General features: G+C 60.3%; 11 protein-coding genes. 3 read left to right on the top strand and 8 right to left on the bottom strand.

From position 1 onward, the window contains the following. Nucleotides 1-130 precede the first annotated feature (130 nt). A complete protein-coding gene (locus EV561_RS12775) occupies nt 131-607 on the bottom strand; it encodes a chemotaxis protein CheW (protein WP_132521959.1) in 477 nt (158 codons plus the stop codon). Continuing rightward, nucleotides 607-2,397, bottom strand: coding sequence for a PAS domain-containing methyl-accepting chemotaxis protein (locus tag EV561_RS12770; RefSeq protein WP_132521957.1), 1,791 nt, complete (start codon nt 2,395-2,397; stop codon nt 607-609). The genes EV561_RS12775 and EV561_RS12770 overlap by 1 nt, the downstream gene beginning before the upstream one ends. Here EV561_RS12770 and EV561_RS12765 point away from each other — a divergent pair. Further along, nucleotides 2,396-2,584, top strand: coding sequence for a hypothetical protein (locus EV561_RS12765; RefSeq protein WP_132521955.1), 189 nt, complete (start codon nt 2,396-2,398; stop codon nt 2,582-2,584). The genes EV561_RS12770 and EV561_RS12765 overlap by 2 nt on opposite strands. 163 nt (nt 2,585-2,747) lie before the next feature. Here EV561_RS12765 and rocD read toward each other — a convergent pair whose 3' ends face one another. Then, nucleotides 2,748-3,947, bottom strand: coding sequence for an ornithine--oxo-acid transaminase (gene rocD / locus EV561_RS12760; RefSeq protein WP_132521953.1), 1,200 nt, complete (start codon nt 3,945-3,947; stop codon nt 2,748-2,750). A gap of 27 nt (nt 3,948-3,974) precedes the next feature. Continuing rightward, nucleotides 3,975-4,910, bottom strand: coding sequence for an arginase (gene rocF, locus EV561_RS12755; protein ID WP_132521951.1), 936 nt, complete (start codon nt 4,908-4,910; stop codon nt 3,975-3,977). Nucleotides 4,911-5,044: 134 nt separating this feature from the next. Here rocF and EV561_RS12750 point away from each other — a divergent pair, with 134 nt between their 5' ends. Further along, on the top strand, nt 5,045-5,473 hold the full coding sequence (locus tag EV561_RS12750) for an Lrp/AsnC family transcriptional regulator (RefSeq protein ID WP_132521949.1): 429 nt from the start codon (nt 5,045-5,047) through the stop codon (nt 5,471-5,473). Here EV561_RS12750 and EV561_RS12745 read toward each other — a convergent pair whose 3' ends face one another. The 3 genes from EV561_RS12745 to EV561_RS12735 form a co-directional block, all read right to left on the bottom strand. Continuing rightward, complete coding sequence (locus tag EV561_RS12745; RefSeq protein ID WP_132521947.1) at nt 5,474-9,661, bottom strand: translocation/assembly module TamB domain-containing protein; 4,188 nt, start codon at nt 9,659-9,661, stop codon at nt 5,474-5,476. A 57-nt stretch (nt 9,662-9,718) separates the two neighbouring features. Further along, nucleotides 9,719-11,647 carry an autotransporter assembly complex family protein gene (locus EV561_RS12740; protein ID WP_132521945.1) on the bottom strand — a complete coding sequence of 643 codons (1,929 nt, stop codon included), beginning with the start codon at nt 11,645-11,647 and terminating at the stop codon, nt 9,719-9,721. A gap of 187 nt (nt 11,648-11,834) precedes the next feature. Then, on the bottom strand, nt 11,835-12,116 hold the full coding sequence (locus tag EV561_RS12735) for a YMGG-like glycine zipper-containing protein (RefSeq protein ID WP_132521943.1): 282 nt from the start codon (nt 12,114-12,116) through the stop codon (nt 11,835-11,837). Between the two features lie 396 nt (nt 12,117-12,512). Here EV561_RS12735 and hemA point away from each other — a divergent pair, with 396 nt between their 5' ends. Then, a complete protein-coding gene (gene hemA, locus EV561_RS12730; RefSeq protein WP_132521941.1) occupies nt 12,513-13,727 on the top strand; it encodes a 5-aminolevulinate synthase in 1,215 nt (404 codons plus the stop codon). 36 nt (nt 13,728-13,763) lie between these two features. Here hemA and dxr read toward each other — a convergent pair whose 3' ends face one another. Beyond that, nucleotides 13,764-14,957: a 1-deoxy-D-xylulose-5-phosphate reductoisomerase gene (gene dxr / locus EV561_RS12725; protein ID WP_132521939.1), complete on the bottom strand. Its 1,194-nt coding sequence runs from the start codon at nt 14,955-14,957 to the stop codon at nt 13,764-13,766. Nucleotides 14,958-15,026: the final 69 nt, after the last annotated feature.

Raw genomic sequence — 15,026 nt, 5'->3', positions numbered from 1 at the left:
TAAAAAGTTGCAGGTAGATTACGAAATGAACTCATGCGTCGCATGACAAATTCCTATACGGCGATAAAATAAAACGCCCCGAATTACTGGAGCGTTTCAAATCCATCCGCAGATAATTTCGATCTTACGATCAGGCAGCCAGTTCTTCGGCTTCGCTTTCCTTGAACATCTTTGCAAGGTTCAGGAAGCAAATCATGCCGTTTTCAGTTGCGATGATGCCTTCGCAATAGGCGCGGTCGAAGGAAGCGGTGACTTCCGGAACCGGCTGAACCTGGCTCGACGAAATGGTGAGAATGTCGGACACGCGATCGACCAGCATGCCGATGACCATATTGTGCACTTCGGCGACGACGATGGCGCTGCGCTCGTTGGCGAGCGTGCTCTTCATGCCGAGCTTGTAGGCGAGGTCGATGATCGGAATGACCGAGCCGCGCAGGTTCATAACGCCGATGACATCGGTCGGAGCGTGCGGGATCGGCGTGGACGGAGCCCAGCCGCGGATTTCGCGGATGGTCGTCGTCTTCACACAGAATTCCTGATCATGCAGCCGGAAGGCAATGATCTCGAGTGTGTCGCCGCTGAAGCTTGTGGAATTGATCGTCGCCATTAAAATTCTTCCCAACTATCCGGAGCCTGGGCGACAGCTGCGGCGCCACCATTGGCGCGGACGGCCTTGACCCTCGGGCGAGGTGCCGACGATGCCGAAATACGAGCATCTGGCCGCCTCATTTCAACTGTAGCCGAAGAGTGTTGCCCAAATCTAAATTGCGACAGCAGATTTCGCAGGTTCTCCGCTTCCTGCGCGAGACTGTGGCTTGCAGTTGTCGTCTGCTGGACCATGGCCGCATTCTGCTGCGTGCCCTGGTCCATCGCGTTGACGGCATTGTTGATTTCCTTGAGCCCTGTTGCCTGTTCGCGGGCAGCGATGACGATGGCGGAGACATTGGTATCGATCTCGCCAACCTGCTTTACGATCTCCTCAAGCGCACGACCGGTTTCGCCGACCAGCGAGACACCCTGCCTGACCTGTTCCGAGGAAGCATTGATGAGGGTCTTGATTTCCCTTGCCGCCTTGGCGGAACGCTGCGCCAGTTCCCGGACTTCCTGCGCCACGACGGCAAAACCCTTGCCGGCCTCACCCGCGCGGGCCGCCTCGACGCCTGCGTTCAGTGCAAGAAGGTTCGTCTGAAAGGCGATATCGTCGATGACGCTGATGATATTGCTGATCTCGCTCGACGACTTGTCGATCTCTCCCATAGCGCCAACCGCATTCTTGACCACATTGCCGGAATGTTCGGCGCCGCGTCTGGTCGCCGTGACGAGCGAAGCCGCTTCTTCGGCCCGCCGCGCGCTATCGGCAACGGTTTGCGTGATCTGTTCGAGTGCCGCTGCGGTTTCCTCGACGGCGGCCGCCTGCTGTTCGGTGCGTCTTGCCAGATCGTCCGAGGCTGAGCGGACTTCGCTGGAGCTGGAAGCGATGGCCGCTGCGTTCTGCGCGACGACACGCATCGCCATCTCGAGCTTCTCGATCGAGTTGTTGAAGTCGACACGAACCTTCTCGAGCGCTTGCGTGAAGGGCTTCTCGATCCGCGAGACGAGGTCGCCTTGCGCAAGGGCGGTGAGACCCGCCGCGAGGCTATCGACAGCGTTGACGCGCTCGGTAATGTCGGTTGCGAATTTCACGACCTTGAAGACGCGACCGTTCATATCGAAGATCGGATTGTAGGACGCCTGAATCCAGACGATCCTGCCACCCTTGCCGATCCGCTTGAATTCCTGTGCGACGAACTCGCCGGCGGCGAGCTTGCGCCAGAACGCCTTGTATTCTTCCGAGCGGGCATAGTCTGCTTCGCAAAACAGCGAGTGATGGCGCCCGACGATCTCGCCGAGTTCATAGCCCAAAACGGTCAGGAAGTTTTTGTTGGCGGTGAGAATTTCGCCGGCCGGGGTGAATTCGATGACGGCCTGCGCTCTCGAAAGAGCGTGGATCTTGCCTTCCGCATCGGCGGCGCGAAGCTTGGCGTCGGTGATAACGCTGGCGAACTTGACGACCTTATAGGGCTTTCCGCCGGAAAAGAGCGGATTGTAGGTTGCCTGGATCCAGGTATCGCGACCGCCCTTGGCGATGCGCTTGAACTCGCCGGACGCAAATTTTCCCTTGCCGAGATCGGCCCAGAATTGGCGGTATTCAGGGGAGGCGGCATATTCGGGTTCGCAAAACATGCGATGATGCTTGCCGACTATTTCGGTGAGCGAGTAGCCAAGCGCGTTGCAGAAATTCTCATTCGCATGGAGCACAATGCCGTTCAGATCGAACTCGATCATAGCCTGCGACTTCATCAATGCGGCGCTGATCGCCTTTGCGTCAGACATTAGACCCAATGAGATAATGGACATGCCGATCCTCAATTTCCGCGGCAGCCTGATGATCCATTGTGCGGACGAACTCTTCCTGCAACGGAGTATCGCAGAAGAGAGTATTCCAACCGATCTCTTCCGACGGCTGGATGACAATCAGAATCGCAAGTCTGGGGCGGCGGTTGATAATTTATTAGCAATGCCGCGTCATGCGACGGGAAGCTGAAGCACAGCGATATACATCTACTATGCTTCAAGCTTCTAATTTATTGTCGAAGATATTAAAAAGTCATACCATTTCATTGAATGGTATGACTTTTTTAGAAGTAATTTTTGCTAATATGCATGAGAACCTTCCGCAAAAATTGCGGTCGGTGGCCTGCGTCGCGTCAAGCGAGAACTTTTTCCATCTGCCCGACCGCCCAGTCAACCTGATCGCGGGTTATGACGAGCGGAGGCGCGAGCCGAATCGTGTGGTCGTGGGTATCCTTCGCGAGAAGGCCGAGATCCTTCAGCGCATAGCAATATTGCCGCGCACCGCCGGCTTCCGGCTCGAGCTCCACCGCCATCATCAACCCGCGGCCGCGCACATCCTTGGCGATGTTGGAGCGGATCGAGCGAAGGCCCTCGAGAAAGTAGTCGCCCATCTCGGCTGCATTCTCGATCATGCCTTCCTCGGTCAAGACCTTGAGTGCTGCACGCGCGACGGCGCAGGCGAGCGGATTGCCGCCGAAGGTCGATCCATGCTGGCCTGGCTTCAGAACGCCCAGGACTTCCGAATTGGAAAGGACCGCCGAGACCGGATAGAAGCCGCCCGAGAGCGCCTTGCCGATCAGCGTCACATCGGCCTCTATCCCCTCATGCTCTTCGGCGAGCAGCTTGCCCGTGCGGCCAAGGCCGGTCTGGATCTCGTCGAGGATCAGCGTCACGTTGTTGACAGTGCAGAGCTCGCGAACGCGGGTGAAATAGCCTGGCGGCGGGATGATGACGCCGGCTTCGCCCTGGATCGGCTCGATCAGCACCGCAACCGTGTTGGCGTTGATCGCTGCCGCAAGGGCATCGGAATCGCCAAAGGGCACGGTCTTGAAGCCCGGCGTGTAGGGGCCGAAGCCCGTGCGTGCATCGGGATCGGTCGAGAAGCTGATGATGCTGAGCGTTCGGCCATGGAAATTATCGGAGCAGACGATGATTTCCGCCTGGTTCTCGGGGACACCCTTGACCTCGTAACCCCATTTGCGGACGGCCTTGATGGCAGTCTCGACTGCTTCGGCGCCTGAATTCATCGGCAGGATCTTGTGGGAGCCCGTGAGCGCCGCCAGTTCCTCGTAGAGATGGGCCAGCTGGTCATTACGGAAAGCGCGGGAGGTCAGCGTCAGCCGACCGGCCTGCTCGACCATGGCCGCCAGGATCTTCGGATGGCAATGGCCCTGGTTGACCGCGGAATAGGCCGAGAGGCAATCGAGATAGCGCTTGCCATCGGTATCCCAGACATAGACGCCTTCGCCTCGGGTCAGGACGACGTCGAGCGGCTTGTAGTTGTGCGCGCCGAGGCGCTGTTCGGTGGCGATCAGATCGGTTAATGCGTTCATTTTGTTTTCCTCCCAGAATTCAAGCGGTCAAGCGGCGCGGGTCGGCCTGTCGAAGATGCGCCGGCCAAAGAGGCTGGCGGTCAGTTCGACGAGCACACGCGCGCTCTTGCCGCGATCATCGAGGAAGGGATTGAGCTCGACGACATCAAGCGAGGATACGAGACCGCTGTCCGACAGCATCTCCATGACGAGATGCGCCTCACGGAAGGTCGCGCCGCCGGGAACCGTGGTGCCGACGCCGGGCGCGACGTCAGGGTCGAGGAAATCGACGTCGAGGCTGACATGCAGCAGGCCATCGGCATTGGTGATGGTCGTCAGGATATTGCGCATGATGGCGGCAACGCCTTGTTCGTCGATCGAGCGCATGTCGAAGACATTGACGCCGTGTTCGCGGATTTCCACGCGCTCATGCGGATCGACGGAGCGAATGCCGACCTGGTAGACGTTGCGCGGATCGACCAGCGGGCGATCTCTCGGCAGGATATCGGCGATCTCCGACTCTCCGCAGAAGAAGGCAACCGGCATGCCGTGAATATTGCCCGATGGCGTCGTCTCGGGCGAATTGAAATCGGCATGGGCGTCGAGCCACAGCACGAAGAGCGGGCGGCCGATGCTTGCGGCATAGCGCGCCATGCCGGAAACGCTGCCCATAGAAAGCGCATGATCGCCTCCGAGGATCAGCGGAAAGTCGCCGGCTGTGGCGACATCGTGGACCTTTGCTTCCAGGGCGCGTGTGAAAGCGCCGACAATCTTCAGATTGTGGGCTCGCGGATGGTCCGGCAGGTCTGCGGCCGGCTCCGGGTGAAGATCGCCGCTGTCGACGACCCGATGGCCGAGCTCCGTCAGTGTCGTTTCGATGCCTGCGATCCGGAGCGCGGTGGGTCCCATTGCGGCGCCGCGCTGACCGGAACCCTCCTCGAGGGGAACGCCGATGAGAGTGACTGAAGTTGGTTGTGTATTCATCGATTGCGGTCCCCTGATTGCGATGCGTCGACGCATTATCTGTCACGCGCGTGACAGCAAAAAGATGGAAAAATGCCGAAAATCGAGTAGAAGCTGACATATTGTAATATGCTTTTTGTCAAAATGAGAAGTCCATGGACGATCTGGATCGCGATCTCCTCAGCGCGTTGCGGCACAATGCGCGCACCTCAGTCTCCTCGCTCGCCGCGATGACCGGTGCCTCGCGTGCCACCATTTCGGCGCGCATCGAACGGCTGGTGGAAAGCGGCACCATTACCGGCTTCACGATCCGCACCGGGCATGAAGGACGCGCGGCGGGCGTGCGGGCCATCGTGATGATCGAAGTGCTCGGCAGGATGGCGGATCGGGTTGCCGATCAGCTTCGCGGCCTGCCGCAGGTCCGGGCGCTGCACAGCACCAATGGCAGATGGGATTTCATCGCCGAACTCGAGGACCGCGATCTTGCCGCCTTTGACGAAACGTTGCGTCGCATCCGTTTGATCGACGGCATCAACACGACGGAAACCAATATCCTGCTGAAGACGAGCAAGACTGGCTTCTGATCAGTACTCGTGCTCGTAGACGATGCCGGCTTCGCCGGCGCCGTTCGAGCCGGCGGCACCGCGCAACTTCACTCCGCGGCCGACATCAAGGTTGATGATCGCCTTGCTGGAGTTTGATGCGCCTTGCTGCAGCTCGATATAGGTGCGCTTGTTGAGATACTTGCCGGCGCTGACCTGCGCCTGGCCCTTCGCATCGGTCGTGATGTCCAGGTCGTCGACGCCGAGATGGCTGCGCAGCCCTTCGAAGAGCGAGGTCGAACGTCCGCCGGCAAGCTGGCTTGCGGCATCGGCGAGCTGGGCGATCTGCAGGGCCGAGAGCTTGGACATGGACTGACCGAAGATCAGCTGCGCCAGAACCTCGTCCTGCGGAAGCGCCGGCGAGGAAGAGAAGGTGATCGACGGATCGGTTGCAACGCCTGCGACGCTGATGGTGACGGTCGTCGAGCCGGCGGCCGATGTCGCCGTCATGTCCAGCGTTGGCGTCAGATCGCCGGCGAAGCTGATCTTGCTGGTATTGGCGAAATCCAGCCGGCGGCTGAGAATGGTGAGCCTGCCGCGGCGCATCGTGAAGCCGCCGGATACGACAGGCGCTGCGGCAGTCCCCTTGATGACGATGCTGCCGCCAAGCTCGGCATCTATGCCGCGGCCGCGCACGAAAATCTGCGAGGGCGCATCCAGTTTCAGATCAAGACCAAGCGTGGTCGACTTGTCGCTCGGCCCCTGCGGCCTCTCGTCCTTGAATTGGGCGCGGACGGCGGCGGGGGCATTCCGGTGCTGAATATTGATTTCGGACAACGATGCCGGCAGTTTTTCCGGGACGATGATCGAGGCCTTGTTCAGTTTCAGCGAACCGCTCAGTACCGGCGCCGTCAGGATCGGTCCCTTGAGCCCCAACGTGCCATCGACGCTGGCATTGACCAGGGTACCGTCGACATAGGTGGCGTTATTGAGTCTGACGGTGATGTCGGCAGGAAATCCGCTCTGGGCCGCAATGCCGATGGTGCCGCTTACCGATATGCTGCCGCCGCTTGCGAGCGTGCCGCTGAAGCGTGAGATCGTCGCCTGCCTGCCGTCGAGGCTGACCGTGACGGCAAGACCGTTAAGGGCAAGGTTGCGGCGAACGTCGACCAGCCTTGCGCCATCCGTCGTAACCGTGCCTGTTATCGCGGGAGTATCGGTCGTGCCGCCGATCTGCAGGCTGATCCGGGCAGCACCACTCATATCGAAACCCTGGGCGCCGAGCTGGCCGGAGAGGGCGCTGAACGGCACGCTGCCGTCGAACTTCATCGCAAGCGCCTTGTTGCCCGCCACTGCGACACTGCCGCCGCCATTCAGGGCCAATCCGTCCTGGCCGGTGAGATTGATGGTGATCGTCACCTTATTGTCGGCAAACTGGCCGTTCGCCTTGATGCCGAGCGGAGCAAGGCCTGCCTGCTTCGTCTGGCTCGTTACGGCGCCGCTCCAGTCCGTCTGGAAGCCGATTACAGGCGATGCCGGCTTGCCCGTCACCGTGATCGTCCCCGATATGGTCCCTGCGGCATCCAGCGTCGGGACGAAGGTGTTGGCGAGGCTCGCAGGGAGATTGGCGACCTTGGCGTTGATCTTCAGCACGTCGGCCGCAGTGCCGTCGACGGTGACGGAGCCGCTTCCCGTCTGGATGGTCAGGCCGGCGAGCGTCGTCACGCCATCCTTGATGGTGATCTTTGTCGGGGAGGCGAGCCTGACCGGAATGCTGCGCGGAGCGGCAGCAAAGTTGTCGAGGCTGACGACCGTCTGGCCGCCGCCGGTCTGGACATTGCCGGCTGCCGTCACCGGAGCATTGTCGTAGCTGGCCTTCAGGTTGAAATCGGTGCGGTTGCCCTGCTGGGTGAAAGTCAGGCCCAGTCCGGAAACGCGGTTGGTGCCGGACGCGATCTCATCGGCCCGGACGGTGCCATTGGCGGAGAAAGCCTTCAGATCGTCGATGGTCAGTGCGATATTCGGCTTGGTAATCGACAGCGTATCGCGCTTGATGCTGGCGCCTGCTGCGTTGACCTTTACGCCCATCTTGCCGTTGGCGCTGGAAAGATCGACCGAGCCCTTGAGGTCGCCGGCAGCAGTCTGACCGGCGAGCGCCGCGAGCAAGCCGAGATCGGGAAAGTCGAAGGTGAAGCTGCCGTTCGGCTCGAAAGCGAGCGAGAGGTCCAGTTTCCCCTGCAGCTTGTTGGCGCCGACCTCGGCCGAAAGCGCCGGGACGCTGGTGCGTCCATCCTTTGAGATCGCGTTGGCGGAAATGCTGATCGGCTTGTTGTCGATCGAGCCGGTCGCCTTGACTGACGCCTGGGGTGCTTTGGGATCGGCGGTGCCGGTCAAAGCGACATCAAGCGTGTCGAGGAGCCGACCGGCCAGCTTGACGTTGATCGCCTTTAGCGTCGCATCGATGCCGAGCGCTGTCAGCGGCCCCTTGGCCTTGGCAGTGAAATCAGCCTCGCCATCGGCATTGTCGAGCAGCTTGGAAAGCTTGAGCAGCTTGCCGGACAGGTCGGCGGTCAGCGTCTGGTCGTCCAGCGTCGCATTGCCGCTGACTTCGGCCGTGCCAGATTTCAGGCTGAGATTCGAGAGATTGAATTTCGATGGGATCGTTCCCGCGACCTGGCCTTCGAGCGAGATCGTAGTATCGAATTTCCCGGCAACCGCATCCGGCAGAACGGCGGGAAGCACAAAGATCTTGAAATTGCCGTTCAGCGATTTGGAGGTCAGCGTATAGCGGCCGTTCACCGTGCCGCCGATGCTGGCGCTTTCAAGCGTGGTGCCGTTGAAGCCGATATTGTTTGGAGACAACTGAAGCGGCGCCGTCAGGTTCAGCGGCGCACGGATCATGCGGTTGAGGTCGGGATCGAGGAATGCCGCCTGTCCGACTGCGAGGCGAACCTGCAGCGGCCCTGATGCGGTGGCAAGATTGAAGGCATCGCTCTTGGCGGTCAGATCGATTTTGCCAATCTGGCCTTGTGGTGTGTCGGCGCTGTCGACCTGGGCTCTGGCATCGATCTTGACGGCCTGAGCAGCACCCGTCATCGCCACATCCACCCGCGTGATCAGGGCGCGAACCTGCCCGTCCTCGAGAGGCCAGCGGAAGTCGACCGGACCGGATGTGCCGATAAGATTGGCGTTGAGGCTGTTGTTGCCGGCGGGGTCGAGCGTGCCTGACGCAGCCAGAACCACGGCGCCGGTCGCCATATTCCCCGTCTGTATGTCGATCTTGCCCTTGTCGTTGAAGGTTGCGGCAACATCGATGGTCGTCTTGCCGGCAAAGAGCGGCCGGAAGTTGGGAGGCAGCAGCGAATCGACATTGCCGCCGCCCTTGACCTCGATATGGTGCAGACCATCGTCAGTAAGCGCGTGGTGGCCGTCGATTGCCACGGTCGGCTGGCCGTCCAAGGCGGCTTGCAGTTTGCCTTTCCAGTCGGAGAGCGGGCCTTCGCCGCTGACATCGATGTTCATTGCCGGATTGCCAGGCAGGCGCAACATGCCGGCGAGCATGCCGCCCTTGGGTTCGGCAAGCTGTGCCTTCAGATTGAGCCGATTTTCCGCGGGAGCAAAGGCGATGTCGGCGGAAAGCTTGGCTTCGGGTGCGTCCAGGCGGGAGACATTGAGAATGAGGTCGATGCTGGCCTTGTAGGCGCGCACACTACCGCTCGAGGCGAGCGTGAAATCCTGCCCGACGATATCGTGACCAAGGCGGAGATCAGGAAGATCAACCTTGCCGATATCGATGGCAATAGGCAAAGAAAAGCCTGAGCTTTCTGTCTCCGGCGGTTGAGGCGGGCTGGGTTGCGCGGTCGCGACAGGTGCTCTCTGGACCAGAACGGAATCGGCAGCGACGCGGTCGGCGTGGAAGGTTCCGGTCAACAGGGCCAAGGGCGACCAATCGACGGCGAGATTGTGGACTTCGGCCACGACACCCTTGCTGTCCGATACGGTAATGGCGGCGGCGCGCAATTTGCCAGTCAACAATCCCGAGGGTTCGCTGACGGTGATGATCCGGTCGGGTGTCGATGCAAGCCTTGTAACTTCGTCCACTGCAAAGCGCGTCGCGAAAGGTGCAAAGCCGACGACGAGAACGAGCGCGATCGCAAGCGCCACGGCCGCCAGCGCCACGTAGACGATCAGACGGATCAGCCCCTCCAGGATTCGAATCAAGATGCTCATGAGAGCGATACTATCCTCACCTTCACGACTGCTTGTAGACCGGTCTCCGAAAAACGCTCAGAAAGATTGGCCTATGCCGGCATAGATGCCATAGGACGTGCCGTTGTCATATTTCTTGAGCGGCACTGCGAAGTCGAGCCTGATCGGGCCGAACGGCGTTGCATATCGTATTCCCGCACCGGCGCCTATGCGCAGGTCGGAAGCATCTGGAAAGGCGCTATCGGTCACGCTCCCGGCATCCACGAAAGGCACGAAGCCGATCGAATCTGTAATCTTGATGCGCGCTTCGACGGATGCCGTTACGTAGGATCGTCCGCCTGTCGCGTCTCCGTGGGAATTATAGGGCGTGATTTCCTGATAGCCATAGCCGCGCACCGATCCGCCGCCGCCCGCAAAGAAACGCCGGGTGGTGGGGATGCTTTCCAGGCCATTTCCGCCGACCAGGGAGCCGGCGGCGAGCTTGCCGGCGAAGATGACGTTATCGTTGGGGCCGACACCCTGGTAGCCAGAAATCGATCCTTCCAGCGACGTGAAGATTGCACCGCCGAGCGCTTCATAGCTGGGCTGGGCATCGACGGTGGCCCGATAGCCCGTCGTTGGATCGAGCTTGTTGTCACGCGTGTCGCGGACGAATTCCAGCGGGATAGAGAAGGTCAGATATTGCTGGTCGCCGAAGGCATCCGTGCTGCTGTTTTCATAAGAGATGCGGCCGCCCCAGGAGAAGGTGTCGTAGTCGTTCAGCTCGTGCGAGAGCCCGGCGTCGGCGGTTATCGTATCAGCATCGTAGGTATCGGGATGCTCGCTCTTTGCCTTCAGGCTGGCATTGAAGGTTGCCGAGGGGTAGAAGGCGCCCGGCTTGGAATAGATGATACCGGCGGCATAATCGAGATTGCCGACATCGGTCGTTTCGCCAAGCCGCGAAACCGATCCTTCGATGCGAAGCGATTCCGCTTGCCCGAAGAGATTGCGATGCCCCCAGTATCCCTGCAGGCCGAAGCCGTCGATGGTCGAATATTGCGCGCCGACGCCGAAATAGCGTTGCTTGCCTTCAGACACCTCGATCGTCATCGGTATAGTGCCGTTTGGCGCAAGCTTGTCGGCCTCGCGGATCGTTACACTTGAAAAAACACCGAGCTTGCGCAGGCGGTCGGAGGCTTTCTTGAGTTCATCCGGGGAATAGGGCTTGCCTTCGTTGATACGGGAGTAACGGCGGATGAAATCCGGATCGACGCTTTTCTGGCCGGTCACTCCGACATTGCCGATTGGCGCAATGGGACCGCTATCGACCTGAAGCGTCACGTCGACGGTATTTTTATCATGGTCGGCGATGACGTCGCGCTTGATGACCTTGGCAAGCGGCCGACCCTGGTTCTTGAAGTCGCTGACGATCTTGTCGCCGGCTTTCAGAATGTTCAGCGAGCTTGCGTCGCCACCTGGCGTCAATCCATACGCCGCGGGATCAAGCGTGGACGCGCTGCCGAGGAACTTGATCTTGCCCAGCACGAAGAGAGGACCGGGGTCGATCGTAACGGTCACGGGGACGGGCTTGGTCCGGGGAAAGGTCGGGTTCGGCGGCAGGTCGTCTATGTTGGTGCCGTTGATGGTCACCGTGACGACGCCGCCGTAACGTGCTTTTTCATAGAGCGTGGCGATCAGCCTGTCGCGATCGTCCCTTGCCTTGATGACGACGCCGAGATCGCCGGAAACGGGCTTGTCCTTGTCTGCCACAAGCATCGAACCCTTGGTCAATGCGTCGGCCAGATCCTTGTCGGCATTGCCGGTTTTCAGGTCGATCGTATAGTGAACGGGATCGATGACCTGATCGGTCGTTTCATCCTTGCCGAAGAAGTTTATACCGAAAAGCTTGAATGCGAGAGCGTGGCCGGCAAACTGCGGACCGAGCGCAACTGTCGCCGCGACCGCGACAACGGTGCCTGCTCGTCGATACGCAATACCAATCTTCGGGCCGGTTCGTCTAATACGCATACGCCGCTTTTGAGTTACATTAGAATTATCTCGTCCTTGCGTTTCTCACGGGTTAACGCGGCGCTACCATAGAGGCAAACTTCCTCCAAGTGTACCATTTTAAACTGAAAAGGCTGAAAAACCCGTTCAGGCAAACAAAAAGTCCCGGATTTTGGCCCGGGACTTGATGGTGTTTTGAGGCTAATTCTTAGTAGCCACCGTTGCTATAACCGCCGCGCGGGCAATCGTCGATGTAGCGGCGACCGTAGCGGTCGCGGTAATAGCATTGTCCCGGCTGCTCGGCGACGCTGCCGATGACAGCGCCGGTCAGGCCGCCAATTGCGCCGCCGACAGCTGCGCCGCGGACATTGCCGGTAACAGCGCCGCCGATGAGCGCGCCTGAGGCTGCGCCGATGCCGGCGCCCTGTTCCGTCGGGGTGCAGCTTGCGATCGACAGGCCGATCAATACGAACGCGAGGGCTTTCTTCATTAACTCTCTCCAAAGTAGCTCGCCGGTAACCTCCGGCACAGGCCGTCCCCAATCTTCAGCTCCACCAGCATGGGCTGTCATTGCAGCGTTGCCGATACGGAAAGATATCGTGCAAAATATGGTTGTCCACTGGAGGGTTAGCGTTTTTCTTCTGCTTCCGGCTGTCCTCTCAAGCACGGGGGGAGAGGAACGCGAATTCGCCGGCGAGGGGCAGGAGGACCGTTTCCGGGCAAAGCGTGGGACGCAATCGATTGTCAATTTGAGGTGATCGGCTATTCTTGTCTGGAATTGTTCAAAAATATGGGCCATTTGCCGCAGCAGATGCGAATAGATTAAGCGGGGGTTGACGTGCGATCCGGCAATCACGAAAACGGTCGCACGGTTCTGGAGAATGTGATGGATTTCGAAGCATATTTTAAGGGCGAGTTGGAAAGCCTGCACCAGGAAGGTCGCTACCGCGTATTTGCCGACCTGGAGCGCCATCGCGGCAACTTCCCGCGAGCGACCCGCCACACGCCTGAAGGCCCGAAGGAAGTGACGGTCTGGTGCTCGAATGACTATCTCGGCATGGGCCAGCATCCGAAGGTGATCGAGGCGATGAAGGAAGCGATCGATCACTGTGGCGCGGGTGCGGGAGGCACCCGGAATATTTCTGGCACCACCCACTACCACGTTCTGCTGGAGCGCGAGCTTGCCGATCTTCATGGCAAGGAATCGGCGCTGATCTTTACCTCGGGCTATGTCTCGAACTGGGCGACGCTCGGCACGCTCGGCGCCAAGATTCCCGGCCTCATCATTTTCTCCGACGCCCTGAACCATGCCTCGATGATCGAGGGCATTCGCTACGCCAAGTGCGACAAGGTCATCTGGAAGCATAACGACATTCGCGACCTCGAAGCCAGGCTTGCTGCCGCCGATCCCAAGGCGCCGAAGCTGATCGCTTTCGAATCCGTCTATTCCATGGATGGCGATATCGCCCCGATCAAGGAAATCTGCGATCTGGCCGACAAATACGGCGCCATGACCTATCTCGACGAAGTGCATGCCGTCGGCATGTACGGTCCGCGCGGTGGCGGCATTGCCGAGCGCGAAGGCCTGATGGATCGCATCACCATCATCGAAGGCACGCTTGGCAAGGCGTTCGGCGTAATGGGCGGCTATATCGCGGCGTCAGAGGCGCTTTGCGATTTCATCCGCTCGTTTGCGTCCGGCTTCATCTTCACGACGTCGCTGCCGCCGGCACTCGCCGCTGGCGCCGTTGCCTCGATCCGGCACCTGAAGGTCAGCAGCTTCGAGCGTGCCCGTCATCAGGATCGCGTACGCAAGCTGCGCGCCCTGCTTGATGCCAACGGTATTCCGCACATGCCGAACCCGAGCCATATCGTGCCGGTCATGGTCGGCGATGCGGCGAAGTGCAAATGGATTTCGGATATCCTGCTCGACAATTTCGGTGTCTACGTCCAGCCGATCAACTATCCGACCGTGCCGAAGAGGACCGAGCGCCTGCGCATCACGCCGACGCCGCTTCACAGCGATGCCGATCTAGAGCATCTGGTCGAGGCCGTGCATTCGCTCTGGGCGCGCTGTGCGCTTGCCAGGGCTGTCGCCTGATCGGTCCTTTACGGATATATTGAAGTGAATGGCCGCTTATGCGGCCATTTCTTTATGCGCGATGATCCGGCCGGCGCGATGGCGCGCCTCGGTGTCGGCTGCGAAGACCTCGTCCATGCTGTTTGCCGGCGCAAATTGCGTCATGTCCTCCATGACCCGTTCGGCGACATCGGCCATGTCGAGAAAGCCTATGCGCCCGGCGCAGAAGGCATGGAATGCAATCTCTTCGGCTGCGTTCATCACCGCGCCCTGGACGCCACCGCGCTCCAGTGCCGTCCGCGCCAGGCGCAGGGCCGGGAAGCGGACTTCGTCCGGCGCCTCGAAATCGAGCCTGGCGAGCTTTGCAAAATCCAGTCGCTCGACATTGAGGGGGGCACGGTCGGGATAGGTCAGCGCGTAGCTGATCGCGGTTCGCATATCCGGGGAGCCGAGCTGGGCGAGCACCGAGCCGTCGGTGTAGCCGACCATCGAATGGATGACCGACTGCGGATGGATGATCACCTCGATCTGATCCGGGCGAAGATCAAAGAGGTGTTTCGCCTCGATCATCTCCAGCGCCTTGTTGAACATCGAGGCGCTGCCGATGGAGATCTTCAGGCCCATCGACCAATTCGGATGAGCGCGGGCGATTTCCGCCGTGACGCCGGCCATCTGGTCGCGGGTCCATGTACGGAAAGGGCCTCCGGATGCAGTCAGCACGATGCGTTCCACGGCGTGGTGCTGGTCATCCTCCAGCGACTGGAAGATCGCGCTGTGCTCGCTATCCACGGGAATGAGCCGTCCGCCGCCCCTTGCCACCGCCTTGACGAAGAGCTCGCCGGCGGAGACCAGACATTCCTTGTTGGCGAGCGCAATATCGGCGCCGCGTTTCGCCGCAGCAAGCGTCGGCTCGAGCCCGGCGGTGCCGACGATCGCCGCCATGACCCAATCGGACTCGCGCGCTCCGGCCTCGATCAGTGCCTCACGTCCGGCGCCGGCTTCGATGCCCGTTCCGGCGAGCGCTTCCTTCAATGTTGCATATTGGCTGTCGTCAGCGGCAACCGCGAGCTTCGCCCCGCAGGCCTTTGCCTGCTCGGCCAGAAGTCCGATATTGCTGTTACCGGTGAGGGCGACAACCTCGAAGGCTTCGCGTCCGCCAAGCTGATTAACAACATCAAGGGTGTTTTGGCCGATCGAGCCTGTCGAGCCGAAAATCGTCAGTCGGCGCGGCTTCTGGTTGCCGGTGGTCATCAGGATATCCGCATATTTCCCACGTCGCCCACGGCTCTACAGGGGTTTGTCTGGCACGGCAAGTGTGCA

Origin of the sequence: Rhizobium sp. BK376 (assembly GCF_004341625.1) — a bacterium.
GTDB lineage: Bacteria > Pseudomonadota > Alphaproteobacteria > Rhizobiales > Rhizobiaceae > Rhizobium.
This window is presented reverse-complemented; position numbering and strand designations above follow the sequence as displayed.

Excerpts from the sequence above, each read along its gene's own strand:
- EV561_RS12775 (WP_132521959.1), bottom strand. The coding sequence starts at position 607 with ATGGCGACGATCAATTCCACAAGCTTCAGCGGCGACACACTCGAGATC.
- EV561_RS12765 (WP_132521955.1), top strand. The coding sequence starts at position 2,396 with ATGCCGATCCTCAATTTCCGCGGCAGCCTGATGATCCATTGTGCGGAC.
- EV561_RS12770 (WP_132521957.1), bottom strand. The coding sequence starts at position 2,397 with ATGTCCATTATCTCATTGGGTCTAATGTCTGACGCAAAGGCGATCAGC.
- rocD (WP_132521953.1), bottom strand. The coding sequence starts at position 3,947 with ATGAACGCATTAACCGATCTGATCGCCACCGAACAGCGCCTCGGCGCG.
- rocF (WP_132521951.1), bottom strand. The coding sequence starts at position 4,910 with ATGAATACACAACCAACTTCAGTCACTCTCATCGGCGTTCCCCTCGAG.
- EV561_RS12750 (WP_132521949.1), top strand. The coding sequence starts at position 5,045 with ATGGACGATCTGGATCGCGATCTCCTCAGCGCGTTGCGGCACAATGCG.
- EV561_RS12745 (WP_132521947.1), bottom strand. The coding sequence starts at position 9,661 with ATGAGCATCTTGATTCGAATCCTGGAGGGGCTGATCCGTCTGATCGTC.
- EV561_RS12740 (WP_132521945.1), bottom strand. The coding sequence starts at position 11,647 with ATGCGTATTAGACGAACCGGCCCGAAGATTGGTATTGCGTATCGACGA.
- EV561_RS12735 (WP_132521943.1), bottom strand. The coding sequence starts at position 12,116 with ATGAAGAAAGCCCTCGCGTTCGTATTGATCGGCCTGTCGATCGCAAGC.
- hemA (WP_132521941.1), top strand. The coding sequence starts at position 12,513 with ATGGATTTCGAAGCATATTTTAAGGGCGAGTTGGAAAGCCTGCACCAG.
- dxr (WP_132521939.1), bottom strand. The coding sequence starts at position 14,957 with ATGACCACCGGCAACCAGAAGCCGCGCCGACTGACGATTTTCGGCTCG.